23 protein-coding genes are annotated in these 23258 nt (G+C 60.9%); 12 read left to right on the top strand and 11 right to left on the bottom strand.

Going from position 1 to position 23258, the window contains the following annotated elements:
* Positions 1-119: 119 nt before the first annotated feature.
* On the bottom strand, positions 120-767 hold the full coding sequence (locus ACA065_RS00290; RefSeq protein WP_448653542.1) for a hypothetical protein: 648 nt from the start codon (positions 765-767) through the stop codon (positions 120-122).
* A gap of 369 nt (positions 768-1136) precedes the next feature.
* On the opposite strand from ACA065_RS00290, the gene coxB reads away from it, so the two are divergent.
* The 4 genes from coxB (at position 1137) to ACA065_RS00310 (ending at position 5531) form a co-directional block, all read left to right on the top strand.
* The gene (gene coxB, locus ACA065_RS00295; RefSeq protein ID WP_497692836.1) at positions 1137-2264 is read left to right on the top strand and encodes a cytochrome c oxidase subunit II; all 1128 of its coding nucleotides are present in this window, start codon (positions 1137-1139) and stop codon (positions 2262-2264) included.
* Positions 2265-2322: 58 nt separating this feature from the next.
* Entirely contained in the window at positions 2323-3906 is a 1584-nt protein-coding gene (gene ctaD / locus ACA065_RS00300; protein ID WP_057701806.1) for a cytochrome c oxidase subunit I, read from the top strand.
* A gap of 150 nt (positions 3907-4056) precedes the next feature.
* Positions 4057-4608: a cytochrome c oxidase assembly protein gene (locus ACA065_RS00305; RefSeq protein ID WP_497692837.1), complete on the top strand. Its 552-nt coding sequence runs from the start codon at positions 4057-4059 to the stop codon at positions 4606-4608.
* 35 nt (positions 4609-4643) lie between these two features.
* Positions 4644-5531, top strand: coding sequence for a cytochrome c oxidase subunit 3 (locus ACA065_RS00310; protein WP_497692838.1), 888 nt, complete (start codon positions 4644-4646; stop codon positions 5529-5531).
* A 6-nt stretch (positions 5532-5537) separates the two neighbouring features.
* Here the strand turns inward: ACA065_RS00310 and ACA065_RS00315 are convergent, their stop codons facing one another.
* Entirely contained in the window at positions 5538-5741 is a 204-nt protein-coding gene (locus ACA065_RS00315; protein WP_497692839.1) for a twin transmembrane helix small protein, read from the bottom strand.
* Positions 5742-5769: 28 nt separating this feature from the next.
* Here ACA065_RS00315 and ACA065_RS00320 point away from each other — a divergent pair, with 28 nt between their 5' ends.
* The 5 genes from ACA065_RS00320 to ACA065_RS00340 are packed head-to-tail and all read left to right on the top strand — an operon-like array spanning position 5770 to position 9693.
* A complete protein-coding gene (locus ACA065_RS00320) occupies positions 5770-6534 on the top strand; it encodes an SURF1 family protein (protein ID WP_497692840.1) in 765 nt (254 codons plus the stop codon).
* On the top strand, positions 6500-7084 hold the full coding sequence (locus ACA065_RS00325; RefSeq protein WP_497692841.1) for a PA_0111/PP_0108 family redox-active disulfide protein: 585 nt from the start codon (positions 6500-6502) through the stop codon (positions 7082-7084). The genes ACA065_RS00320 and ACA065_RS00325 overlap by 35 nt, the downstream gene beginning before the upstream one ends.
* Before the next feature lie 10 nt (positions 7085-7094).
* On the top strand, positions 7095-8174 hold the full coding sequence (locus ACA065_RS00330) for a COX15/CtaA family protein (protein ID WP_497692842.1): 1080 nt from the start codon (positions 7095-7097) through the stop codon (positions 8172-8174).
* Positions 8162-9061, top strand: a complete 900-nt coding sequence (cyoE, locus tag ACA065_RS00335; protein WP_497692843.1) for a heme o synthase — start codon at positions 8162-8164, stop codon at positions 9059-9061. The genes ACA065_RS00330 and cyoE overlap by 13 nt, the downstream gene beginning before the upstream one ends.
* Positions 9058-9693, top strand: a complete 636-nt coding sequence (locus ACA065_RS00340) for an SCO family protein (RefSeq protein WP_497692844.1) — start codon at positions 9058-9060, stop codon at positions 9691-9693. The genes cyoE and ACA065_RS00340 overlap by 4 nt, the downstream gene beginning before the upstream one ends.
* A 243-nt stretch (positions 9694-9936) precedes the next feature.
* Here ACA065_RS00340 and ACA065_RS00345 read toward each other — a convergent pair whose 3' ends face one another.
* Genes ACA065_RS00345 through ACA065_RS00355 form a run of 3 tightly spaced genes read right to left on the bottom strand, consistent with a single transcriptional unit; the run spans position 9937 to position 12441 of the window.
* Positions 9937-10710, bottom strand: coding sequence for a MetQ/NlpA family ABC transporter substrate-binding protein (locus tag ACA065_RS00345; RefSeq protein ID WP_497692845.1), 774 nt, complete (start codon positions 10708-10710; stop codon positions 9937-9939).
* A gap of 49 nt (positions 10711-10759) precedes the next feature.
* On the bottom strand, positions 10760-11434 hold the full coding sequence (locus ACA065_RS00350) for a methionine ABC transporter permease (protein WP_497692846.1): 675 nt from the start codon (positions 11432-11434) through the stop codon (positions 10760-10762).
* Positions 11434-12441 carry a methionine ABC transporter ATP-binding protein gene (locus ACA065_RS00355; RefSeq protein ID WP_497692847.1) on the bottom strand — a complete coding sequence of 336 codons (1008 nt, stop codon included), beginning with the start codon at positions 12439-12441 and terminating at the stop codon, positions 11434-11436. The genes ACA065_RS00350 and ACA065_RS00355 overlap by 1 nt, the downstream gene beginning before the upstream one ends.
* Positions 12442-12685: 244 nt before the next feature.
* On the opposite strand from ACA065_RS00355, the gene katE reads away from it, so the two are divergent.
* Positions 12686-14848 carry a catalase HPII gene (gene katE, locus ACA065_RS00360; protein ID WP_497692848.1) on the top strand — a complete coding sequence of 721 codons (2163 nt, stop codon included), beginning with the start codon at positions 12686-12688 and terminating at the stop codon, positions 14846-14848.
* A 99-nt stretch (positions 14849-14947) separates the two neighbouring features.
* Here katE and ACA065_RS00365 read toward each other — a convergent pair whose 3' ends face one another.
* The 4 genes from ACA065_RS00365 to zur are packed head-to-tail and all read right to left on the bottom strand — an operon-like array spanning position 14948 to position 17753.
* Complete coding sequence (locus ACA065_RS00365; RefSeq protein ID WP_497692849.1) at positions 14948-15667, bottom strand: PA5502 family lipoprotein; 720 nt, start codon at positions 15665-15667, stop codon at positions 14948-14950.
* A gap of 37 nt (positions 15668-15704) precedes the next feature.
* Positions 15705-16493, bottom strand: coding sequence for a zinc ABC transporter permease subunit ZnuB (gene znuB / locus ACA065_RS00370; protein ID WP_106576031.1), 789 nt, complete (start codon positions 16491-16493; stop codon positions 15705-15707).
* Positions 16486-17271 carry a zinc ABC transporter ATP-binding protein ZnuC gene (gene znuC, locus ACA065_RS00375; protein ID WP_497692850.1) on the bottom strand — a complete coding sequence of 262 codons (786 nt, stop codon included), beginning with the start codon at positions 17269-17271 and terminating at the stop codon, positions 16486-16488. The genes znuB and znuC overlap by 8 nt, the downstream gene beginning before the upstream one ends.
* A complete protein-coding gene (gene zur / locus ACA065_RS00380) occupies positions 17271-17753 on the bottom strand; it encodes a zinc uptake transcriptional repressor Zur (protein ID WP_497692851.1) in 483 nt (160 codons plus the stop codon). Before zur ends, znuC begins: the two co-directional genes overlap by 1 nt.
* Positions 17754-17811: 58 nt before the next feature.
* Between zur and ACA065_RS00385 the strand changes: the two genes are divergently transcribed.
* The gene (locus tag ACA065_RS00385; RefSeq protein ID WP_497692852.1) at positions 17812-18741 is read left to right on the top strand and encodes a zinc ABC transporter substrate-binding protein; all 930 of its coding nucleotides are present in this window, start codon (positions 17812-17814) and stop codon (positions 18739-18741) included.
* 110 nt (positions 18742-18851) lie between these two features.
* Here ACA065_RS00385 and ACA065_RS00390 read toward each other — a convergent pair whose 3' ends face one another.
* Together ACA065_RS00390 and ACA065_RS00395 are read right to left on the bottom strand one after the other, a co-directional pair.
* On the bottom strand, positions 18852-19805 hold the full coding sequence (locus ACA065_RS00390) for a homoserine kinase (protein WP_497692853.1): 954 nt from the start codon (positions 19803-19805) through the stop codon (positions 18852-18854).
* Between the two features lie 56 nt (positions 19806-19861).
* Positions 19862-20152, bottom strand: a complete 291-nt coding sequence (locus tag ACA065_RS00395) for a DUF2782 domain-containing protein (RefSeq protein WP_083355922.1) — start codon at positions 20150-20152, stop codon at positions 19862-19864.
* 74 nt (positions 20153-20226) lie between these two features.
* On the opposite strand from ACA065_RS00395, the gene polA reads away from it, so the two are divergent.
* Positions 20227-23016 carry a DNA polymerase I gene (polA, locus tag ACA065_RS00400; protein WP_497692854.1) on the top strand — a complete coding sequence of 930 codons (2790 nt, stop codon included), beginning with the start codon at positions 20227-20229 and terminating at the stop codon, positions 23014-23016.
* Positions 23017-23258 lie beyond the last annotated feature (242 nt).

Genomic DNA, 23258 nt, shown 5'->3' on the forward strand with positions numbered 1-23258 from the left:
CAAAAATGTGGGAGCGGGCTTGCTCGCGAAAGCGCTGGTTCAGTCAACATTTTCGGTGGCTGACACTCCGCCTTCGCGGGCAAGCCCGCTCCCCCATGGGTTTTGCATCATTTGGAGCGTTAAGCCGGCTGATCCAACGCCAACTCAACCCCCAGCTGCCGCGACAGGCACGGCCAGCGCTTCCAAGCAGCTTCCGTGTTCGGGCTCTTGAGCGTCTCGCGATACGCCTCCACCGACTCCAGCGCAAAGCTGTCTTCGTTGAGCATTTCATCCACCGCCAAATGCACGGCTTCATCCAGCTGATTGGCAAACTGCTCGCCGATCAATTGATGAGCGATCAGGTTGGCCACGGTGGTGTCCGCCGGAATCAGCGGCTGGCCGAAATGCTTGATGTACAGATCGTTGACCTCCTCCACCAGGCGGTGAGCCAGGTAAGCCTCGTCCAGCAGGCCGTCGAGGCCTTCGTGGCCAGCCAGGATCGCGGGTGGCTGCAGGAAGAAATGCTCGGCGATTTTCAGCACCGGCTTGATCTGGCTTTCGATGCCGGCTTCGCGGGCCACGTCATTGGCCGCTTCCAGCAAGTCCGGGACGAGCTCGATGTAGGCGGTTACAAAGCGGGTCATGACAATGTTGCGATCACCGTCAGCCAGGGAAATGGCCGAATGCAGGTGCGGCAATTGTTTTTCCAGTTGCTGGGCAAGCTGGCCAGTGCTGGCTTCGTGTTGATGGGCACGGGAAATCTGCTCGCGCAATGCGGCGGTGTTCATGAAGGCTCCAGTGAAACAGGCGTAGGAAAAGGGAAAGGACAAGGTAGCTCGTTTATACGAGAGCCTAAGACGCGTTTGTCATAATTATTTCATGGTTATGCGCATGCGTTATATCGAATTGCCATCGTTCGTCGGATAAACGTTTGCGGCCCCGTATTTATTGGGCCCGCCCGTCTGTTTTTGCTCATTTGCCCCTACACATTGCGGGGTTGGTGCAGCTGTCTATACTCGGTTTTGTACGCAATTAGCTGATGACGCCCAACTGCATGACGCAGGCAAGGCTTGGCGGTTGTAAGCAGTATGGAAGCCGCTCCCTTCGCCGCAGGTGCAAACCGGCGGGATAACAAGAAACATAAAGGGGAACCCGCAATGACGCGACATCCACACGTTTGGATGGGCCTACTGTTGTGGTCAGTATTCGGCCAGGCGCACGCCGCTTGGACAACGAATATGGCGCCAGGGGCTACTGAAGTCAGTCACGCCGTGTTTGACCTGCACATGACCATTTTCTGGATTTGTGTGGTGATCGGCATTGTCGTGTTTGGCGCGATGTTCTGGTCGATGATCCTGCACCGCCGGTCCACGGGCCAAGTGGCGGCCAAGTTTCACGAGAGCACGACCGTGGAGATCCTCTGGACCGTGGTGCCCTTGCTGATCCTGGTGGCGATGGCCATTCCGGCGACCAAGACCCTGATCAACATCTACGACAGTACCGAGTCGGATATCGACATTCAGGTCACTGGCTACCAGTGGAAGTGGCACTACAAATACCTGGGCCAGGACGTGGAGTTCTTCAGCAACCTGGCCACACCTGCCGAGCAGATCCATAACCAGGCCACCAAGGGCGAGCACTATTTGCTCGAAGTCGACCAGCCGCTGGTGCTGCCGGTGGGCGCCAAGGTGCGTTTCCTGGTGACCGCCGCCGACGTGATCCACTCCTGGTGGGTGCCGGCCTTTGCGGTCAAGCGCGACGCCATCCCCGGCTTCGTCAACGAGGCGTGGACCCGTGTCGAGAAGCCCGGCATCTACCGTGGCCAGTGCGCCGAGTTGTGCGGCAAAGACCATGGCTTCATGCCGATTGTGGTCGAGGTCAAATCCAAGGCCGACTACGACACCTGGCTCGGCGAGCGCAAGGCAGAAGCCGCCAAGCTCAAGGAGCTGACCTCCAAAGAGTGGACGCTCGAAGAGCTGGTGGCGCGTGGCGACAAGGTTTACCACACCGCCTGCGTGGCCTGTCACCAGGCCGAGGGCCAGGGCCTGCCGCCGATGTTCCCGGCACTCAAGGGCTCGCCGATTGCCATCGGGCCTAAAGAGGATCACTTGCACCGCGTGTACTTCGGCAAGCCCGGCACCGCCATGGCTGCGTTCGGCAAGCAGCTGTCGGAAGTGGATATCGCCGCCGTAGTGACTTACGAACGCAACGCCTGGGGCAATAACAAAGGCGACATGGTTACGCCTAAAGACGTACTGGCCATCAAGCAGGCGGAAAGCAAATGACTTCCTTCATTGCGTATGCCCCGAACCGTCCCGCCCACTCGCTTGCAGGAGAACGGCCATGAGCACTGTGATCGATCATGGTCATGCCGACCATGCCCACGGCCCCGCCAAAGGCCTGATGCGCTGGGTGCTGACCACCAACCACAAAGACATCGGCACGATGTACCTGTGGTTCGCCTTCACCATGTTCCTGCTCGGCGGCTCGTTCGCCATGGTGATCCGCGCCGAACTGTTCCAGCCCGGCCTGCAGATCGTGCAGCCGGCGTTCTTCAACCAGATGACCACCATGCACGGCCTGATCATGGTGTTCGGTGCGGTGATGCCGGCCTTCGTCGGCCTGGCCAACTGGATGATCCCGCTGATGATCGGCGCGCCGGACATGGCCCTGCCGCGCATGAACAACTTCAGCTTCTGGCTGCTGCCGGCGGCGTTCCTGCTGCTGGTATCGACGCTGTTCAGCCCCGGTGGCGGGCCGAATTTCGGCTGGACGTTCTACGCCCCGCTCTCCACCACCTACGCGCCAGAAAGCGTGACGTTTTTCATCTTTGCCATTCACCTGATGGGCATCAGCTCGATCATGGGCGCGATCAATGTGGTCGCCACCATTCTCAACCTGCGCGCGCCGGGCATGACCCTGATGAAAATGCCGCTGTTCGTGTGGACCTGGCTGATCACCGCGTTCCTGCTGATCGCGGTAATGCCGGTACTGGCCGGGTGCGTGACCATGATGCTGATGGATATCCACTTCGGCACCAGCTTCTTCAGTGCCGCTGGCGGCGGTGACCCGGTGCTGTTCCAGCACGTGTTCTGGTTCTTCGGCCACCCCGAGGTGTACATCATGATCCTGCCGGCCTTCGGCGCCGTCAGCTCGATCATCCCGACGTTCTCGCGCAAGCCGCTGTTCGGCTACACCTCGATGGTCTACGCCACGGCGAGTATCGCCTTCCTGTCGTTCATCGTATGGGCGCACCACATGTTCGTGGTCGGCATTCCGTTGGTGGGCGAGTTGTTCTTCATGTACGCCACGTTGCTGATCGCGGTGCCCACGGGCGTGAAGGTGTTCAATTGGGTGAGCACCATGTGGCAAGGCTCGCTGACCTTCGAGACGCCGATGCTGTTCGCCGTGGCCTTCGTGATTCTGTTCACCATTGGCGGCTTCTCCGGGCTGATGTTGGCCATTGCCCCGGCGGACTTCCAGTACCACGACACCTACTTTGTGGTGGCGCATTTCCATTACGTACTCGTGCCTGGGGCGATCTTCGGCATCTTCGCCTCGGCCTATTACTGGCTGCCGAAATGGACCGGCCACATGTACGACGAAACCCTGGGCAAGCTGCACTTCTGGCTGTCTTTCGTGGGCATGAACATGGCGTTCTTCCCGATGCACTTTGTGGGGCTGGCCGGCATGCCGCGCCGGGTGCCGGACTACAACCTGCAGTTCGCCGACTTCAACATGGTGTCCTCGATTGGCGCGTTTATGTTCGGTGCCACGCAGATCTTCTTCCTGTTTATCGTGATCAAGTGCATCCGCGGCGGCCCGCCTGCGCCGGCCAAGCCCTGGGATGGCGCCGAAGGTTTGGAGTGGAGCGTTCCCTCGCCTGCGCCGTACCACACCTTCACCACGCCGCCGGAGGTCAAGTGAATACCCTTAACGACTGGCTTGCACCTCTCCCCTGTGGGAGCGGGCTTGCTCGCGAAAGCGGTGTGTCAGTCGCTGCAAATGGCGCCTGGCCTACCGCGTTCGCGAGCAAGCCCGCTCCCACATTGACCTCGCTCGGCTTGGGTGATCGTCATGGCTGACTCCGTACCCATCAAACGCCTGGTCACCCGCCTGCTGATCCTGGTGGTGGCAATGTTCGCCTTCGGTTTCGCCCTGGTGCCGATCTACGACGTGATGTGCAAAGCCTTCGGCATCAACGGCAAGACCGCCGGGCAGTACGAAGGCGAGCAGCTCGTCGACCCTACGCGCCAGGTGCGCGTGCAGTTCCTGTCGACCAACGCCATCGACATGGTTTGGGAGTTTCACTCCAAGGCTGACGAAGTGGTGGTCAACCCCGGTGCGGTCACCGAGATGCTGTTTGTGGCCTACAACCCCACGGACAAGGCCATGACCGCCCAGGCAGTGCCGAGCATTTCCCCGGCCGAAGCGGCGATGTACTTCCACAAGACCGAATGCTTTTGCTTCACCCAGCAAGTGCTGCAGCCAGGTGAGCGCATCGAAATGCCGGTGCGTTTTATCGTCGACCGCGACATGCCCAAGGATGTGAAGCATTTGACCTTGGCGTACACGCTGTTTGACATCACTGCGCGCCAACCGCCGGTGGCCGCCCGCACCGGCGGCTAGCTACTGTTTGCCCCCTCAATCAGGAGAGCGAATACATGTCGTCTCATGATACGTACTACGTACCAGCGCAAAGCAAATGGCCCATAATTGCCACTATTGGCATGTTGGTCACCGTGTACGGTTTGGCGGTGTGGTTCAACGACTTGAAGGCGGCGCGCCCGGAATCCCACGGGCCGTGGATCTTTTTCGTCGGCGGCCTGCTGTTGGCCTACATGCTGTTCGGCTGGTTCGGCGCGGTGATCAAGGAAAGCCGCGCCGGTTTGTACAGCCCGCAGATGGACCGCTCGTTTCGTTGGGGCATGTCCTGGTTCATCTTTTCCGAGGTGATGTTCTTCATCGCCTTCTTCGGCGCGCTGTTTTATGTGCGGCACATGTCTGCGCCTTGGTTGGCGGGTGAAGGCTCCAAAGGCGTCGCGCATATGCTGTGGCCGAACTTCGAGTTCGCCTGGCCGCTGCTCAACAACCCGGACCCAAAACTGTACCCCGCGCCGGAAGGCACCATCAGCCCGTGGGGCCTGCCGCTGGTCAATACCATCCTGCTGGTGAGTTCCAGCGTGACCATCACCATCGCCCACCATGCCTTGCGCAAAGGCCATCGCGGCGCGCTGAAAATCTGGCTGGCGATCACGGTGCTGCTGGGGCTGGCGTTTCTCGGGTTCCAGGCTGAGGAATATATCCACGCCTATAAAGAGCTGGGCCTGACCCTCGGCTCGGGCGTGTATGGCGCGACCTTCTTCATGCTCACCGGCTTTCATGGCGCTCACGTGACCATCGGCACCATCATTTTGTTCGTGATGCTGATGCGCATCCTGAAGGGGCACTTTAATGCCGAGCACCAGTTCGGGTTCGAGGCGGCCAGTTGGTATTGGCACTTCGTGGATGTGGTGTGGATCGGCCTGTTTTTCTTCGTTTACGTGCTGTGAGGTGCATTACCACGGCGCATGAGACACCAGCTGGCCGCTGAAAAAGCCCCAGACGATCAAGCCCACGGTGATCGCGGCCAGCACCACGCGTACGGTCAAGGCAGTGACGAGGCGGTTGGAGTTGCCCTCGTCCTTGACCAGAAAAAACAAGCCACTGAACAGGCTTACGACAGTCGCGATCAGCATCAGGGCAATAGCTGCTTTGAGCATGGTCAGGTTCCCTTCGGATGGGCGGGCAATGAAAACAAGTATAGCCAGCGCCATAAAAGACTTTCGCCCAGGGCTCGCACCCACGTTGGTGGTGCTGGTGCTGCTGCCGTTAATGGTGGGCCTGGGGTTCTGGCAATTGGCCCGCGGGCATGAAAAACAACTGCTGGTGGACAGCTACGCCGAGCGGCGCGTGGCCGAGCCCATTGACAGTGTGCAACTCAATGGCATGACCGACCCGGCCTTTCGCCGCGTGCGCCTGCGTGGCCAGTTCGACGCCGAGCACAGCGTGTTGCTCGACAACCGCATGCGCGACGGCAAGGCCGGCGTCGAGCTGCTGCAACCCTTCCACGATCAGGCCAGCGGCCTGTGGCTGTTGCTCAATCGCGGCTGGCTGCCCTGGCCGGACCGGCGCACGCCACCGGTCTTCACCACGCCCGATCAACCGTTGAACCTCGACGCCTGGGTGTACGTCGCCCCCGGCGAAACCTTCCAACTGCACGCCGACCCGACCACTACGCACTGGCCGCGCTTGCTCACCGCGCTGCACCCCGCCGAACTCTGGGCTGAATTGGGCCGCAGCGGCTTTGCCTACGAACTGCGCGCTGAACCTGGCCCCGGCACGTACGACACCACCTGGCCGGTGGTCGCCATGGGCCCGGAAAAACACCTGGGCTACGCCGTGCAGTGGTTCGCCATGGCGTTGGCGTTGCTGGCGCTTTATCTCTACCTCGGATGGCACAACAAAAAGGAGAAGCCCCATGGGAACGGCCTTGAATCCACCCAGCATGTCTGAGGCGCCTGACCGGCGCAAAGGCCGCTGGCAGCTGATCTTGATCCTGATGATGGTGATCGGCCCGATGGCACTGGCCACCTTCATGTACAAGCTGCAGTTCTGGGTGCCGGACAGCCGCAGCTACCACGGCGAAATGATCGGTAATGGCCAGACCCGCAGCGACATCGGCGTGCAGGCCGATGAAGACCGCTGGCAATTGCTCGTCACCGCGCCCGCCGCCTGCGCCGCCGACTGCCAGCAACTGGTGTACCTGGCGCGCCAGCTGCAAATCAGCCTGGGCCGTGATGCGTCCCGCGCCAGCCATGCCCTGGCCAGCGCGCAACCGGTGAGCACGGAATACGACGCCAAGCTCAAAGCCGAATACCCGCAGCTGCAACGCTACCCGCTGGACCTGTCGACCTTCAGCAAAGACGCCGCCGCGCCCGGCGATGCGCAATTGTGGATCGTCGACCCGCACGGCAACCTCGTGCTGCGCTACGACGCCAAGGTCAAGGGCAAGGACTTGCTCAACGACCTGCGGCTGCTGCTGAAACTGTCGAACATCGGATAAGGGCATCGTCATGGCCAAACCTGGATTTCGCCTCGCGTTGTTTGCCACGTTGCTGGCGCTGATCGTCGTGCTGCTCGGTGCCTACACCCGCCTGACCCACGCCGGCCTGGGTTGCCCGGACTGGCCGGGCTGCTACGGCTTTATCAGCGTGCCGCAGAGCGAAGCCCAGCTGGCGCATGCCGAGCTGCATTTCCCGGATACGCCGGTGGAGGCTGACAAGGGCTGGGCCGAGATGACCCATCGCTACTTTGCCGGCACCTTGGGCTTGCTGATCGTGCTGCTGGCGGCGCGTTCGTGGAGCCATCGGCGTGATCCGGGCCAGCCAGTGAAGCTGCCGCTGTTTCTGTTGGCGGTGGTGTTCGCCCAGGCGGCATTCGGTATGTGGACGGTGACATTGAAGCTGTGGCCGCAAGTGGTGACGGGCCATCTGCTCGGCGGTTTTGCCACCTTGAGCCTGCTGTTTCTGCTGACCCTGCGGCTGTCGGGCGTGCTGCCCGCGTTGATCGTGCCCAAGCGCCTGCAATATTGGGCGACGGCCGGGTTGGTGTTGGTGATCGGCCAGATCGCGCTGGGCGGCTGGGTTAGCTCCAACTATGCGGCGGTGGCCTGTATCGACTTGCCTACGTGCCATGGCGAGTGGTGGCCGGCGGCGGACTTTGCCAACGGTTTTCACCTCACCCAACACATCGGCCCCAATTACCTCGGCGGGCAGCTCGACAGCGAGGCGCGCACGGCCATTCACCTGACCCACCGCATTGGCGCGGTGCTGGTCATGCTGGTGCTGTGTGGTTTGGCGTGGCAGTTACGCGCCGTGGGCATGAGCCGGCTCGCGGGCCTATTGCTGATCGTGCTGGCGGCGCAAATCTGCCTGGGCCTGAGTAATGTGTACTTTCATCTGCCGCTGCCGGTTGCAGTCGGCCACAACGCAGGCGGCGCGGCGTTGTTGCTGACGCTGGTACTGGTCAATTACCACGCGCGCACCAGCCTGGTCCGGGTGCGCAATCAGTTGCCGTTCGGCTGGCGCTTTATTCCACGCAAGCACGTTTCGGGCCTCATCACCCTTAAAGGAGAGATGCCATGGCGACCTTGATCGGCGCGCGTCACGATCAGGCGATCTGGCGTGATTATCTGGAGCTGACCAAGCCGAAAGTGGTGGTGCTGATGCTCATCACCTCGTTGGTGGGCATGTTCCTCGCCACTCGCGCCGGGGTGCCGTGGCCGGTGCTGCTTTTCGGCAATCTGGGCATTGCGTTGTGTGCCGGTGGTGCGGCGGCGGTCAACCATGTGGTGGATCGGCGAATTGATGCGGTGATGGCGCGCACGCATAAACGGCCGATGGCCGAAGGGCGCGTATCGCCAGTGGCTGCACTGGCCTTTGCTTTGTTTCTGGCTGTTGCAGGCTTGGCGCTGCTGCTGGCGTTTACCAACCCCTTGGCGGCGTGGCTGACGCTGGCCTCGCTGCTCGGTTATGCGGTGATCTACACCGGCTTTCTCAAGCGCGCGACGCCGCAAAACATCGTCATCGGTGGCCTCGCCGGTGCCGCGCCGCCGCTGCTGGGCTGGGTCGCGGTTACCGGGCATGTCAGCGCCGAGCCTTTGCTGCTGGTGTTGATCATCTTCGCCTGGACCCCGCCGCACTTCTGGGCCCTGGCCATTCACCGCAAGGAGGAATACGCCAAGGCCGACATCCCCATGCTGCCGGTCACCCACGGCGAGCATTACACCAAGGTGCATATCCTGCTCTACACCTTCGCCCTGCTGGCGGTGAGCTTGATGCCGTATGTAATCCACATGAGCGGCCTGCTGTACCTGGCGTGTGCGCTGGTATTGGGCGCACGCTTTCTGCAATGGGCCTGGGTGCTGTACCGTGGCAGCAAGCCGCACGCGGCGATCAACACGTTCAAGTACTCTATCTGGTACTTGTTCCTGCTGTTTATCGCCCTGCTCGTAGACCACTACTTATTGTTGAACCTATGACTCGAACTCAAAAAACCGTCTTTATCCTGGTGGCCATCGTCGCGTTGATCATGGGCCTGACCGTTAACAAAGTGCTCAGCGGCAAAGGCCAGGGCGACCCCACCGCGCTGATCGACGCCGGCATCATTTTGCTGCCGCAGAGCCGCCAGCTGCCGCCGGTGACCATGACAGACCAGAACGGCCAGCCGGTGGTGGTCAACGAGTTGAAAGGCAAGTGGAGCCTGCTGTTCTTCGGCTATACCTTCTGCCCCGACATCTGCCCCACCACCCTCGCTCAGTTGCGCCAGATCAAGAGCGAACTGCCCAAAGAGGCGGTGGATAAGTTGCAGGTGATCCTGGTCAGCGTCGACCCGAACCGCGACACCCCGGCTCAGCTCAAGCAATACCTGGGCTACTTCGACCCGCAATTCCAAGGCCTGACCGGTGCGAATGTGGACGATGTGCAGAAGGTCTCGAATGCGGTGAGCATCCCGTTCATTCCGGCCGATACCAGCAAGCCCAACTACACCGTCGACCACAGCGGCAACCTCGCGCTGATCGGCCCGGACGGTACGCAGCGCGGGTTTATTCGTGCGCCGTTGAACAACCAGAAGCTGGTGGCACAGTTGCCGGGGTTGCTGCAGCGTAAGTAAGCACCTAAGCACCTGAAGAGCGGGCGCAGAGCGCCCTGGGCTGCATTCCCACGCAGAGCGTGGGAATGATCGGTACGCAAGTGTGTTGGCCTGATCTTTCAGGCGACACATAACAAATGTGGGAGGGGGCTTGCTCCCGAAAGCGGTGGTTCAGTCAACTTATGCATCGACTGACACTCTGCTATCGGGAGCAAGCCCCCTCCCACATTTTTTGATCTTCAGTGTTTTGGAGATCGATTCAGATCAGAACGCCGGCAGAATCGCGCCTTTGTACTTCTCAAGAATGAACGCTTTGACTTCCGGCGTGTGCAGGGCTGCAACCAGCTTCTTCACGGCGTCCGAGTCTTTGTTGTCTTCGCGGGTCACCAGGATGTTCACGTAAGGCGAGTCGTTGCCTTCGATCACCAGGGCGTCCTTGGACGGGTCCAGTTTGGCTTCCAGGGCGTAGTTGGTGTTGATCAGCGCCAGGTCGACCTGGGTCAGCACGCGCGGCAGAGTCGCGGCTTCCAGTTCGCGGAATTTCAGGTTTTTCGGGTTGCCGGTGATGTCCTTGATGGTCGACAGGATGTTCGTCGGGTCCTTCAGGGTGATCAGGTTGTGCTTGGCCAGCAGCAACAGCGCGCGGCCGCCGTTGGTGGCGTCGTTCGGGATCACGACGTTGGCACCGCTTGGCAGGTCTTCAAGCTTTTTGTACTTGCTGGAGTAGGCGCCCAGAGGCTCCAGGTGCACGGCACCGACGCTTACCAGGTGAGTGCCCTTGGCCTTGTTGAACTCATCCAGGTACGGCTGGTGCTGGAAGAAGTTGGCGTCCAGGCGCTTTTCAGCCACCTGTACGTTTGGCTGCACGTAGTCGGTGAAGACTTTGACCTGCAAATCCACGCCTTCTTTGGCGAGTGCAGGCTTCACGAATTCGAGGATTTCGGCGTGTGGCACCGGCGATGCAGCGACCGTGAGGGTCTCGGCGGCATGCGCGGAAAACGCAGCAACAGCGGCGAAAGCAACCAGTAGTTTTTTCATCCAACAAGCTCCTTGTTCGGGCATGTGCCGGCGGGGCCGGCAATGGCCGTTATTTTCGAGAAAAGTGCACCACCAGCTTGTCGCCGACGGTTTGCAGAATTTGCACCAGGATCAGCAGCATCACCACCGTGACGATCATTACGTCGGTTTGGAAGCGCTGGTAACCGAAACGGATCGCCAAGTCACCCAGGCCGCCGGCGCCGACGACGCCAGCCATGGCCGTGTAGGAAACCAGTGTAATCGCCGTCACGGTAATCGCCGCGAAAATGCCGGGGCGTGCTTCGGGCAGCAGTGCATTGACGATGATCTGGCGTGTGCTGGCGCCCATGGACTGCGTCGCTTCGATGATGCCACGGTCCACTTCACGCAAGGCGGTTTCCACCAGGCGCGCAAAGAACGGCGTGGCACCCACGACCAGTGGTGGAATTGCGCCGGCCACACCCAGCGAGGTGCCGGTGATCAGTACCGTGAACGGGATCATTACGATCAGCAGGATGATGAACGGCAGCGAACGCAGGATGTTCACGATCAGCGACAGCAGCGCGTACAGGCCTTTTTGCTCGAACAGTTGGCGCGGGCTGCACAGGAATAGCAGCACGCCCAGGGGCAGGCCGAGCAGCACGGTGAAGAACAGCGAACCAAACAGCATGGTCATGGTGTCGCCGGTGGCCAGCCAGATTTCGGACCAGTCGATATTGGCGAAGAAACTCAACAGGACTTCCATTAGCGCAGAACCTCCATGTGGACGTCTGCCGCGGTAAAGCGGGCGAAAGCGGCTTCCATGTCCCCACCGGTGACGGCGAGGGTCAGTTGGCCGTAAGGAATATCTTTAATGCGGTCGATACGACCGGCGAGGATGCTGTAGTCCACACCCGTTTCGCGGGCGACGGTGCCCAGCAACGGCGCGTAGGTCGCTTCGCCCTGGAACGTCAGGCGCACGATGCGGCCTGGCACGTGGGCGAAGTCATCACGCAGCTCGCCTTCGTCGACCTGCTCGGCTTCTTGTACGAAGCGTTTGGTGGTCGGGTGTTTGGGGTGCAGGAACACATCGGCCACCGAGCCTTGCTCGACGATCACGCCGGCGTCCATCACCGCCACTTGGTCACACACGCGGCGGATCACGTCCATTTCATGGGTGATCAGCACGATGGTGAGCTTCAGCTCGCGGTTGATCTCAGCCAGTAATTGCAGCACCGAGGCGGTGGTTTGCGGGTCGAGGGCGCTGGTGGCTTCGTCGCACAGCAAAATCTTTGGCTTGGTCGCCAGGGCGCGGGCGATGCCGACGCGTTGCTTCTGGCCACCGGACAACTGCGCCGGGTATTTCTTGGCGTGGTCCGACAGGCCGACGCGGGCGAGCAGTTCGGCCACGCGTTGGTCGATGGCCTTGCGCGACAGTTCGCCGGCCAGGGTCAGCGGCAGCGCCACGTTGTCGGCGACGGTCTTGGAAGCGAGCAGGTTGAAGTGCTGGAAGATCATCCCGACTTGCTGGCGGAAACGGCGCAGGCCGTTGGCGTCCAGCGCGGTGACTTCTTCACCGTCGACATTGATCTGACCGCCGCTGGGTTGCTCCAGGCGGTTGATCAGGCGCAGCAGGGTACTTTTTCCCGCACCGGAGTGGCCAATCAGGCCGAACACCTGGCCGTTTTCGACGCGCAGGCTGGTGGGGTGCAGGGCGGGGATTTCCTTACCGGCGACGCGGTAGGTTTTATGGACGTTATGAAACTCGATCACGTAGCGAACCTTGTGGGGCGCATGGAAAAGGGATCAGCGGTTAGCCGGGCGCGCATTTTAGCCTGTCCGTATAGCGGTATTTAGCATTTATTTCGCATTCAACCAGCGATTTGGCAATAACGCGATCAAAGGTCATAAAAAAGGAACGGTGCAAAACCGCGTCAGTCATTACTTAAGCAACTCAATTTCCCAGGTGCCGTGCCTGGGGTTTTGCTCAAACGAGCCGGGGACCGCTCTGGCCACTTTGAATAAGGAGTTTTGTCTGATGAGTACCAAAAAGCCAGCTACCCCGCCGAAGAGTGAGCTTGCGGGCACCGACACCCTGGACCGTGGCAACACCAACGCCAAGCTGCAGGCGCTGGAGGAGTTCCGTTCCGACGCGACCGGCCAGGCGCTGCGCACCAACCAAGGTGTGAAGATTTCTGACAACCAGAACACCCTCAAAGTCGGCGCCCGTGGCCCATCGCTGCTGGAAGACTTCATCATGCGTGAAAAAATCACGCACTTTGACCATGAGCGCATCCCGGAGCGCATCGTGCATGCCCGTGGTACGGGCGCCCATGGTTATTTCCAGACGTATGAGAACCATTCGGCGCTGAGCAAGGCCGGTTTCCTGCGCAACCCCGAGCATAAAACCCCGGTGTTTGTGCGCTTCTCCACCGTGCAGGGCCCGCGTGGTTCGGGCGATACGGTGCGTGACGTGCGCGGCTTCGCCGTGAAGTTCTTCACCGACGAAGGCAACTTCGACCTGGTGGGCAACAACATGCCGGTGTTTTTCATTCAGGACGCGATCAAGTTTCCCGACTTCGTGCACGCGGTAAAACCTGAACCCCACAACGAAATTCCTACCGGCGGCTCGGCCCACGATACGTTCTGGGATTTTGTCTCGCTGCAGCCGGAATCGGCGCACATGGTGCTGTGGGCCATGTCCGACCGGGCCATCCCCAAAAGCCTGCGTGCCATGCAGGGTTTTGGCATTCACACCTTCCGCTTGATCAATACCGAAGGTAAATCGAGCTTTGTGAAATTCCACTGGCATCCAAAAGTCGGCACCTGCTCGCTGGTGTGGGACGAAGCGCAAAAGCTTGCCGGTAAAGACACCGATTACCACCGTCGTGACCTGTGGGAAGCGATTGAGGGCGGCGATTACCCTGAGTGGGAGTTGGGCGTGCAAATCGTCGCGGAAGAGGATGAGCACAAGTTCGACTTCGACCTGCTCGACCCGACCAAGATCATCCCTGAAGAGCTGGTGCCGATTACGCCGCTTGGCAAGATGGTGCTTAACCGCAACCCGGACAACTTCTTTGCCGAAGTCGAACAGGTCGCGTTTTGCCCAGGCCATATCGTGCCGGGTATCGACTTTACCAACGACCCACTGCTGCAAGGTCGTCTGTTTTCCTACACGGATACCCAGATCAGCCGCCTCGGTGGCCCGAACTTTCATGAGCTGCCGATCAACCGGCCGGTCACGCCGTTCCACAACGGCCAGCGCGACGCCCAGCATCGCACCGTGATCGACAAAGGCCGTGCTGCCTATGAGCCGAACTCGATTGATGGCGGTTGGCCGAAAGAAACCCCACCGGCTGCGCAGGATGGTGGTTTCGAGACCTATTACGAGCGCGTTGACGCCAACAAGGTGCGTGAGCGCAGTGAGTCGTTTGGCGACCACTTCTCGCAGGCCACGCTGTTTTTCCACAGCATGAGCCACCACGAGAAAGAGCACATTATCGCGGCCTACAGCTTCGAGTTGGGCAAGGTGGAGCGCGAGTTTATCCGCGCCCGTCAGGTCAACGAGATTCTGGCCAATATCGACTTGGAACTGGCCAAGCGCGTTGCGCAGAACCTCGGCTTGCCCGCACCGACCAAAGGCACCGTGCCACCGCGTAAGAGCTCGCTGAAAGAGTCGCCGGCATTGAGCCAGGTGAACCTGCTGTCGGGCGATATCAAGACGCGCAAAGTCGCGATCCTGGCGGCTAACGGTGTGGACGGTGCGGCAATTGCCGCGTTGAAGACGGCGCTGGAAGCAGAGGGCGCGCACGCCAAGCTGTTGGGGCCGACGTCGGCACCGGTGACCACCGCCGATGGCAAGAGCCTGAAGGTGGATGCGTCGATGGAAGGCATGCCGTCGATTGCGTTTGATGCGGTGTTTGTGCCGGGCGGCGCCAAGTCGGTGCAGGCATTGAGTGGCGATGGCGTGGCGTTGCACTTCCTGTTGGAGGCGTACAAGCACTTGAAGGCGATTACGGTTGCCAGTGATGCCAAGCCGTTGTTGGATCTGCTGAAGCTTGAGGCGGATGCGGGGTTGATCGTGGGGTCGGATGCGAAAGCGTTCAAGGCCTTCTTTGCGGCGATTGCGCAGCATCGGGTTTGGGATCGTGAGCCGAAGGCTAAGGCGATTCCGGCTTAAGCTTTTGGTTGATCGTTAGACCGCTATCGCAGGCAAGCCAGCTCCCACATTAGAAGTGTGAATACATTCAAGTGTGGGAGCTGGCTTGCCTGCGATGCTTTATTGCGCCTTGCGCGGAATCAGCACAACCTGCGCCGGGATGTGTTTCAGAATCTGCCGGTGAAGCTTCAGGTCATACCCCGAATCAATTCGCTTCACCCGTTTGGTCAGCAACGTGGCCAACCACGGGTAATCCTGGGTGCGCGGCGCCTGGATCGTCACATCGCACTGGTAATTCACCACATCGGTGGCGATCGCGTCCAACTGGTGGCGAAGTTCTTCGATATCAGTGAGGTTCAGCGCCACCGTGGTGCTTTCGGCCGCTGGGTCAATGACCTTGGCGGCAGGCTTGGCTTCAGCCGCTTTCAAGGCGGCTTCGGCTTTATCCAGCTCGGCTTTACGGGCATGGCTGATGGCGCTGTTTACGCCGCCAGTCAGCGCGGGGGCCTTGGGCATCAGTGCGCGGGCACGGCTCAGTGCGGTGGCTGCAGCGTTGACGTCGCCCTTTTGCAGCACGATCTGGCTGCGCTGCAGGTAGGCTTCGGCCAATTGGCGCTGGTAAGCCTCAAGGGCCGGGTCGTTGGGCGACTGAGCCTGTAACGCGGCCAGCTCGTCTTCGGCAGTGGCCAACTCGCTGCTGGCGAGGTTTTGCTCCAGCTGCGCGATGGCCGCAGCGCGTGCGTCCGGCACCTCGGGGGCGGCGGGCGGTGTGCTTTGACAGGCGCCAAGCAGCAGGGAAAATGCGGCAAGGAGCAGATAACGGGCGTTGAACAGCTTCATTCCTGCGACTCTCTATTTGCGCAAAAAGCGAGCAAGTCTACACCCCTCGACGGGGCAGGACAAAACTCAGCAGAAACAGGGCGGCGGCCGTCACCACAATCGACGGGCCGGCTGGCGTGTCCTTGAACCACGACAGCGCCAGGCCCCCGCACACTGCAAGCATGCCCAGCAGGCTGGCGCCGACCGCCATTTGCTCGGGTGAACGAGCATGGCGCTGGGCGGCGGCTGCGGGAATGATCAGCAGCGATGTGATCAACAATACGCCGACAATCTTCATCGCGACAGCAATCACCACCGCGATCAGCAACATCAGGGTCATGCGCAGCGCCGGCACCGGTAAGCCTTCCACCGTGGCCAGCTCTTCGTGCACGGTGATCGCCAGCAGTGGGCGCCACAGGGCCACCAGCAATAGCAGCACCGCGGCGCTGCCACCGAGAATCCAGGCCAGGTCGGTGGGGCTGATCGCCAGCAAGTCACCGAACAGGTAAGCCATCAGGTCGATGCGCACTTCATGCATGAAGCTCAGCACAACCAGGCCCAGGGACAAGGTGCTCGGCGCCAGGATACCCAGCAATGTGTCGGAGGCCAGCGGCTGGCGCTGCTGCAGGGTCACCAGCAACACCGCCAGCAGCAGGCAGCCCACGGTGACGGCGATGGTCGGGCTTACATCCAGCAAAAAGCCCATGGCCACGCCCAGCAGCGCGGCGTGCGACAACGTGTCGCCGAAGTAAGCCATGCGCCGCCAGACCACGAACGAGCCCAGCGGGCCCGCCACCAGTGCCAAAGCCAAGCCTGCCAGCAGGGCGTAGAGCAGAAAATCAGCCATGCTTGCAGCTATCTCCATGAACGTGGGTATGAGGGGCGGCGGGATCGTCGACCACTGCGCCATGCAGGTCATGGGCGTGATCGTGGTGATGGTGGTAAATCGCCAGGCTCTGCGCGTTTTTACCGAACAGCTCGACGAACGCCGGGTCGCCACTGACCTGTTCCGGGTGGCCGGAGCAGCACACGTGACGGTTGAGGCACACCACTTGGTCGGTGGTGCTCATGACCAGGTGCAGGTCGTGGGAAACCATCAGCACGCCGCAGCCATGGCGGTCACGCAGGCGGGTGATCAGGCTGTACAGCTCAGCCTGGCCGGCGACGTCGACGCCTTGCACGGGCTCATCGAGCACCAGCAGCTCTGGCTCGCGCAACAAGGCGCGGGCCAGCAGCACGCGCTGCATTTCACCGCCGGAAATGCTTTGCACCGGGCTGTCGATCACTTGTTCGGCACCGACTTCCTTGAGCGCGGCCTGCGCGCGAGCACGGTCTACACCGGGCACCAGGCGCAAAAAGCGCAACACGGACAACGGCAAGGTTGGGTCGACGTGCAGTTTTTGCGGCATGTAACCGACGCGCAGTTTGGGCTTGCGCCACACACTGCCGCTGTCCGGCTTGAGCAAGCCGAGTACGGCGCGCACCAGCGTCGTCTTGCCGGCGCCATTGGGGCCGATCAGCGTGACGATCTGCCCCGGCTCCACGCTCAGGGCGATGTTATCCAGCACGTTTTGCCCGGCAAACGTGACCCCGACCCCTTCGAGGCGGATTAACGCATTGCTCATCAAGCCCCCTGGCAACCCGAGCAGAGCCCGACCACTTCGACCGTTTGCCCTTCGACGCTGAAGCCGACCTCGGCCGAGCTTTTGATGATGGCGTCGCTGATGCTTTTTTGTTCAAGCTCGATGGCGGCGTGGCACTCGCGGCAGATCAGGAACTGGCCCTGGTGCGCGTGTTCCGGGTGGTTGCAGCCGACGAAGGCATTGAGCGATGCGATGCGGTGCACCAGGCCGTTTTCCAGCAGGAAATCCAGCGCGCGGTACACCGTGGGCGGCGCGGCGCGGCGGCCGTCTTGCTCACTGAGCACGCCGAGGATGTCGTAGGCGCCCAGCGGCTTGTGGCTCTGCCACACCAATTCCAGCACCCGGCGACGCAGCGCAGTCAGGCGCAGGCCTTGACGGGCGCACAGGGTATCGGCCTCCGACAGCGCGGTATGCACGCAATGAGAGTGGTCGTGGGGACGGCTGGCAAGCGGTGTTTTAGGCATGAGCGGCGACAGACATTTGATAGAGACGTTATTATGTTACCCGTTCCTACGTCATTGAGTGGTCATCGTGTCCCGACTTTTTCCCGTTTTTGTCGTATTTGTCACCAGTTTGTTCATCGCCGGGGCGGCTCAGGCCGAGGTCAAGGTGCTGACCAGCATCAAGCCGCTGCAGTTGATTGCCGCGGCGGTGCAGGACGGCGTGGCTATTCCAGAGGTGTTGCTGCCGCCTGGCGCTTCGCCGCACAACTATGCCCTGCGCCCATCCGACGTACGGCGTGTGCAGTCGGTGGACCTGCTGTATTGGATCGGCCCGGACATGGAAAGCTTCCTGCCGCGCGTGCTCAAGGGCCGTAGCCTGCCGACCGTGGCGGTACAGGACCTTCCTGGGATGAAGCTGCGTCGTTTCACCGAAGATAGCCACTCGCATGCGGACGATGCCGACGAACATGACCACGATCACCGCCCAGGCAGCCTGGATGCGCACTTGTGGCTGTCGACGATCAACGCGCGTGTGATCGCTGCGCGCATGGCGGCTGACCTCAGCACTGCCGACCCGGCCAATGCCGCGCGGTATCAGAGCAACGTGAAGGCGTTCGACGAGCGTCTGGATGCGTTGGATGCGCGCTTGAAAGCACGCCTGGCGAAGGTGAGCGACAAGCCTTACTTCGTGTTCCACGAAGCTTTTGATTACTTCGAAGACGCATACGGGCTCAAGCACACCGGCGTGTTCAGCGTTGCCGCCGAAGTGCAGCCTGGCGCCCAGCATGTGGCGGCGATGCGTACGCGGTTGCAGGAAGTCGGCAAGACTTGTGTGTTCAGCGAGCCGCCGTTGCGTCCGCGCCTGGCCGAGACATTGGTTGCAGGTTTGCCGGTGAAATTGGCGGAACTGGATGCGTTGGGTGGTTATACGCCGGCTACGGCGCAGGGTTATGAGCAGGTACTGGAGAAGTTGGGGAGTGATCTGGCCGGGTGCCTGGAATCACTCTAACCATTGCCGCATAACCAATGTGGGAGCGGGCTTGCTCGCGAATACGGAGTGTCAGTCGACTTAATAAGTGACTGACCCGCCGCTTTCGCGAGCAAGCCCGCTCCCACATTTTAGAGCGCGAACGGCAGGTGCACAGTGACTTTCTGACGCTGCGCCAACCGATGCTCAAACTCCGCCGGGTCATGAATTAACACATCCTGCCCGGCAAACGACTCTGCAGCGATCAGGCGTGACAGCCAGAAGCGCACGCACGCCACGCGCAACAGGGTCGGCCACAACTCGGCTTCCTTGGCCGTAAACGGCCGCAGACCCGCGTACGCACCCAGCAGTGCGCGGGCGCGTTGGCCATCGATCACGCCCTCGGCATCCGAGCACCAGTCATTCAAGGCGATCGCCACGTCGTACAGCATCGGGCCTGAGCAGGCGTTATAGAAGTCGATCAGCCCGGTCAGGTGCGTGCCTTCGAACATCGCGTTGTCACGGAACAGGTCGGCGTGAACGTTGGCGCGCGGCAGGGCGAGGATCTCGGCCTTGTGGGCTTCGATCTCGGTCAGCGCATCTTGCAGCAGACGCTGCTGGGCGTCGTTCAGGTGCGAAATAAGCTGCGCACCCTCAGTGAGCATCCACTCCAGCCCGCGATCGGTCTTGCGCTCCAGCACCTTCTCGCCTTGAGTGGCCAGGTGCAGATGGCCGAGCAGGTCGCCGACCTGGGCGCAATGCTGGGCGTTGGCGTCCTTAATGTGCTTGCCGGCCAAGCGCGGTTGCAGCAGCGCCGGTTTGCCTTTCAATTCGCGCAAGGCTACGCCGTCGGTGGTGCGCAGCGCATACGGCACAGGCAAGTCAGCGTCATGGAGTACGTCGAGCAGCTCGATAAAGAACGGCATCTCCGCGACCGGGCCGCGCTCAACCAGGGTCAGGACGAATTCGCCCTGTTCCAGGCTGATAAAGAAATTGGTGTTTTCGCTACCGGCGGCAATCCCCTGGAAATCAAGCAGGCGGCCGAGCCCGTAAGGGGCGAGAAAGGTTTCCAGCTCGGGCCGAGCCAGCGGGGTGAACACAGACATGGTTAAAACTGCCAGTACGGGCGCCGCGATGGGCGGCGCCAATTTAAGTTAAGAAATCATTTCCATTCGAAGATCTTCCATGACGGGATCAGCATATCCGGCTGGTCAGAACGGATGAAGTTCGCATCGGTTCCGTCCGCGCGCACCAGGAAATACGGTGGCGCGCCTTTCACGGTGACCTTGATCGCGTACAGGAAACCGTTTTGGCGGTACTCCTGGATGGTTCTGTCACCCTCGGTACGGATCGTGACTTCCGGGTCTCCCGAAGGCGCGCTGTCAGCTGCCGTGGCGGCCAGCGGCAAGAACGCAATCAAGCCGGTCAACAACAGGCGATTTACTGTGCGCATGATAACCTTGTCCCTTTGTCGTCATTGGTCCGGCTATTCTAGCGCCTGACCCGCCGAAAAGGTTGATCCTGCTCATGAGCCAAGCCCCCCTCGTCCTGGTGGACGGTTCTTCTTATCTGTACCGCGCCTTTCACGCGCTACCACCGCTGACCACCTCCAAAGGCCTGCCGACCGGTGCGGTCAAGGGCGTGTTGAACATGCTCAAAAGCCTGCGCAAGCAGTACCCGAACAGCCCGTTCGCCGTGGTGTTCGACGCCAAGGGTGGGACTTTTCGCGATGACATGTACGCCGAATACAAAGCCAACCGCCCGAGCATGCCCGATGACATGCGCCTGCAAATCGAGCCGCTGCACCAAAGTGTGATCGCTCTGGGCTTCCCGTTGCTGTGCGTCGAAGGCGTCGAGGCCGATGACGTGATCGGCACGTTGGCCCGCAGCAGTGCGGCCGCCGACCGCCCGGTAGTGATTTCTACCGGCGATAAAGACATGGCGCAGTTGGTCGACGGGCACATTACCTTGGTCAACACCATGACCGGTAGCGCGATGGACATTGAGGGCGTGAAGGAGAAATTCGGTGTCGCTCCCGAGCAGATCATCGATTACCTGGCGCTGATGGGCGATTCGTCCGACAACATCCCAGGCGTTCCGGGCATTGGTCCGAAGACCGCTTCCGGCCTGCTGGTGGGCGTGAACGGCGGCCTCAAAGAGCTTTATGAGCAGTTGGATATCGTGCCGACCCTGCCGATCCGCGGGGCCAAGAATCTGCCGGCCAAGCTGGAAGAGCACAAGGAGATGGCGTTCCTGTCCTATCAGCTGGCGACGATCAAGATCGACGTGCCGCTGGATGTGGGCCTGGAAGATCTGCACCTGATCGAGCCGGACCGCGAAAAGCTGCTGGAGCTGTACACGCTGCTTGAGTTCAAGAGCTGGATTGATGAGATTCAGCGTGATGCCAAGCGTGTTGAGCTGAAGGTGTCGACCGAGGCTGCTCCGGCGGCTGAAGAAGTGATTGAGACGGCTACGGCGGTGGAAGCCTCCTACACCACCATTCTTGACCAGGCCACGTTCGACACGTGGCTGAAAAAGCTGAATGCCGCAAAACTGTTTGCCTTCGACACCGAAACCACTGGGATCGACGCCCAGCAGGCGCAGTTGGTCGGGGTTTCTTTCTGCGTGCAGCCCCATGAAGCCGCCTACATCCCGCTGACCCATTCCTACGTCGGTGCGCCGCAGCAGTTGGATCGCGACACGGTTCTGTTGGCGTTGAAGCCGCTGCTGGAAGACTCGACCAAGCTCAAGGTCGGCCAGCACGCCAAGTTCGACATGAATATCCTGGCCAACTGCGCCATCGGTGGTGACCCGGCGAACGGCATCACCGTACGCGGCATCGCGTTCGACACGATGCTTGAATCCTACGTGTTGAATTCCACCGCGACCCGGCATGATATGGACAGCCTGGCCAAGAAGTACCTGGACTACGACACCGTCAGCTTCCAGGACATCGCCGGCAAAGGCGCCAAGCAGCTCACATTCGACCAGATCGCGCTTGAGCAAGCCGGCCCGTATGCCGCCGAAGATGCGGACGTGACGCTGCGCTTGCATCAGGCATTGCACGCACAACTGGCGGCTATCCCGAGCCTGGCCAGTGTGCTGACAGACATCGAAATACCGCTGGTGCCGGTGCTGGCGCGTATCGAGCGCCAGGGCGCGCTGGTGGATAAGGCGTTGCTGGGCATTCAGAGCATCGAACTCGGCAACAAGATGGTTGAGTTGGAGCGCCAGGCGTTCGAGATCGCCGGTGAAGAGTTCAACCTGGGTTCGCCCAAGCAACTTGGGGCGATTCTCTACGAAAAACTCGGCCTGCCGGTACTCAAGAAGACCGGCAAGGGCCAGGCGTCCACGGCCGAGGAAGTGTTGGCCAAGTTGGCCGAAGATGACTTCCTGCTGCCCAAGGTACTGATGCAGTACCGCAGCATGAGCAAGCTGAAAAGCACCTACACCGACCGCCTGCCGGAGCAGATCAACCCGCGTACCGGGCGCATTCACACCTCTTATCACCAGGCGGTGGCCGCGACTGGTCGCTTGTCTTCGAGTGATCCGAACCTGCAGAACATCCCGGTGCGCACTGCCGAAGGGCGGCGTATCCGCCAGGCATTTGTCGCGCCCAAGGGCTACAAACTACTGGCGGCGGACTATTCGCAGATCGAGCTGCGGATCATGGCGCACTTGTCCAAGGACGAGGGTTTGATGAATGCGTTCCGCAACGACCTTGACGTGCACACCGCTACGGCGGCCGAGGTGTTCAAGGTTGAGTTGGCTGAGGTCAGCTCCAACCAGCGTCGCAGTGCCAAGGCGATCAACTTTGGCCTGATCTACGGCATGGGCGCGCAGAAGCTGGGTAAGGACATTGGCGTCGATACCAAGACCGCCAAGGCGTACATCGATGTGTACTTCGCGCGCTACCCTGGGGTTCGCGAGTACATGGAGCGCACGCGGGCCCAGGCAGCCGATCAAGGCTATGTCGAAACCTTCTTCGGGCGTCGGCTGTACTTGCCGGATATCAACTCCAACAAACCTCAGGAGCGCGCGGGCGCAGAACGCACGGCGATCAACGCGCCGATGCAGGGCACGGCTGCGGATATCATCAAGAAGGCCATGGTGTTGGTGGATAACTGGCTGACCGAGTCTGGCCTGGATGCCAAGGTCATCCTGCAAGTGCACGATGAACTGGTGCTTGAGGTGCGTGAGGATTTGGTAGCAGAGGTCAGCGACAAGATCCGCGAGCACATGAGCGCGGCAGCGCAGCTGGACGTGCCGTTGGTGGTGGACGTGGGCGTAGGCGATAACTGGGACGAGGCACACTGATTTCGCGGCTCTGCCACCGCAGGCGTGGTGGCAGAGCGCTTTAGATCAGAAATTGGCACCAGTTATTTCCAATAGTTTTTTGAACCTGCCGGAACTAAAGCCGTGAACTGCTACTCAGAGTTACTGAATGGGTGGTGAAGCCCTTCAATGCTCCTATGTTGTGTTAAGTGTTGGCAGATATCTGGACCCCGCCCTAGCGGTCCGGAACTTGGACCCCGAACTTCCCCTCCCCATACGAAGTC

The sequence above is a fragment of the Pseudomonas sp. LBUM1640 genome (genome assembly GCF_059716225.1).